Below are 2,297 nucleotides of genomic sequence, written 5' to 3'. Positions count from 1 at the left end.
GCCTCCGGCGTCCTGCGCGTCGGCGAAGCCGTCACCGTCCTGCCGTCGGGCCGGACCTCCGTCATCGAGGGCATCGACGCCCTCGGCGAGAGCGTCGACATCGCCTGGGCCCCGCAGTCGGTGACGCTGCGCCTCAAGGACGACATCGACATCTCCCGCGGTGACCTCATCGCCCCGTCCGCGAGCGCCCCGGCGACCACGCAGGACGTGGAGGCGACGGTGTGCCACGTGGCGGACCAGCCGCTGGCCGTCGGCGCGCGGGTGCTGATCAAGCACACGACGCGGACGGTCAAGGCGATCGTCAAGGAGATCCCCTCCCGGCTGACCCTCGACGACCTGTCCCAGCACCCGAACCCCGGGCAGCTCGTCGCCAACGACATCGGCCGCGTCGTCGTCCGCACCGCCGAGCCCCTCGCGCTCGACGCGTACGCCGACTCGCGCCGCACCGGGTCCTTCCTGCTGATCGACCCGGCCGACGGAACGACCCTGGCGGCCGGAATGGCGGGGGAGTCGTTCGCCTCCAAGGCCGAGACCACCGTCCAGGCGGATGAAGAAGGGTGGGACTTCTAACCGATGATGACCGACATCTACGCCACCTTCGCGAAGGAGGGCGGCCGCGTCGGCAGCGGCGCCCTCGGCAGCGGCCAGGGAGGGGTTGCGCGATGTGCGCGATGACGTACGCGCACCGCATGCGCGCCCACACCCCCCTCCCGCCGTACCCGCCCCTGTTCCACAGACGAAGACGTGCGTCATGAGATGACGCTACGAGAGGAAGTCCTCCCGTGCCTGCCACCGGAAACACCCGTACCACCCTGCGCCGCGGCGTCGTCGCCGCTGCCGCCCTGCCCCTGCTGATCGGCGCCCTCGCCTCCTGCGGCTACGGCTCCGAGGCGGCGAAGGACGAGCCCAAGGGCGCGGCCTCCGACGTCGCCGCCGACGCGGGCAAGAAGCTCTCCGCCTCCGAGGTCCGCATCGGGTACTTCCCGAACCTGACGCACGCCACCGCGCTGGTCGGCCTCCAGGAGGGCCTGATCCAGAAGGAACTGAACGGCACCACGATCAAGCCGCAGTCCTTCAACGCCGGTCCGTCCGAGATCGAGGCCCTCAACGGCGGCTCTCTCGACATCGGCTTCATCGGCCCCTCGCCGTCGATCAACGGCTACGTCAAGTCCAAGGGCTCCAACCTGCGGATCATCTCCGGCTCGGCCTCGGGCGGCGTCAAGCTCGTCGTGAACCCGGAGAAGATCAAGACCCTGGACGACCTCAAGGGCAAGAAGATCGCGACCCCGCAGAAGGGCAACACCCAGGACGTCGCGTTCCTCAACTGGATCTCCGAGAAGGGCTGGAAGGTCGACCCGGAGTCCGGCAAGGGCGACGTCTCCGTCGTCCGTACGGACAACAAGGTCACACCGGACGCCTTCAAGCAGGGTTCGATCGACGGCGCCTGGGTGCCGGAGCCCACGGCGTCCAAGCTCGTCTCCGACGGCGGCTCCGTCCTCCTCGACGAGACCGCCCTGTGGCCCGACAAGAAGTTCGTGATCACGAACGTCATCGTGTCGCAGAAGTTCCTCAAGGAGCACCCGGACGTGGTCGAGGCCGTGCTGAAGGGCACGGTGAAGACCAACGAGTGGATCAACGCGAACCCGGACAAGGCCAAGGCCTCCGCGAACGCCAAGCTGGCGGCGGAGAGCGGCAAGCCGCTCGACGCGAAGATCATCGACCCGGCGTGGCCGAGCATCGCGATCACCGACGACCCGCTGGCGTCGACGCTGAAGACCCAGTCGGAGTGGGCGGTCAAGGCCAAGCTCATCGAGCAGCCCGACCTGGCCGGCATCTACGACCTGACGCTCCTGAACAAGGTGCTGAAGGCCGCCGGCAAGCCCGAGGTCTCCGACGCCGGTCTCGGCGCCAAGTAACTCCGTAGATCAGCAACCCCAGGAGGTGACGACCATGGCCACGACACTTGCCAAGGCTGCCGAGGGCGCCGTAGCGGAGCTGACGCACGCCGCTCGGATCGAGCACGTCTCGAAGTCCTTCTCCGGCCCGGCCGGCTCACAGCTCGTCCTGGACGACATCAGTCTCGATGTCGCTCCCGGCGAGTTCGTCACCCTCCTGGGGGCCTCGGGGTGTGGCAAGTCCACGCTCCTGAACCTGGTCGCGGGTCTGGACAAGCCGTCCTTGGGGTCCATCGAGACCCCCGGCGGCCGGCCCGCCCTGATGTTCCAGGAGCACGCCCTCTTCCCGTGGCTCACCGCGGGCAAGAACATCGAACTCGCCCTGCGCCTGCGCGGCGTCCC

The 2,297-nt window shown here is 68.8% G+C and carries 2 protein-coding genes and 1 pseudogene; all 3 read left to right on the top strand.

Annotated elements, in window-relative coordinates; all coding sequences use genetic code 11:
- Positions 1–570: pseudogene (locus tag AB0D46_RS38465) on the top strand (hypothetical protein); the annotation flags it as partial.
- A 212-nt stretch (positions 571–782) separates the two neighbouring features.
- Positions 783–1,916, top strand: coding sequence for an aliphatic sulfonate ABC transporter substrate-binding protein (locus AB0D46_RS38460; RefSeq protein ID WP_362884745.1), 1,134 nt, complete (start codon positions 783–785; stop codon positions 1,914–1,916).
- Positions 1,917–1,950: 34 nt separating this feature from the next.
- Positions 1,951–2,297 (top strand): ATP-binding cassette domain-containing protein (locus AB0D46_RS38455; protein ID WP_362884744.1); only part of this gene is annotated, 347 nt, incomplete at its 3' end.

Origin of the sequence: Streptomyces sp. NPDC048383 (assembly GCF_040651775.1) — a bacterium.
Classification (GTDB): Bacteria; Actinomycetota; Actinomycetes; order Streptomycetales; family Streptomycetaceae; genus Streptomyces.
The sequence above is the reverse complement of the archived record's forward strand: the minus strand, read 5'-3'. Positions and strand labels throughout refer to the sequence as shown.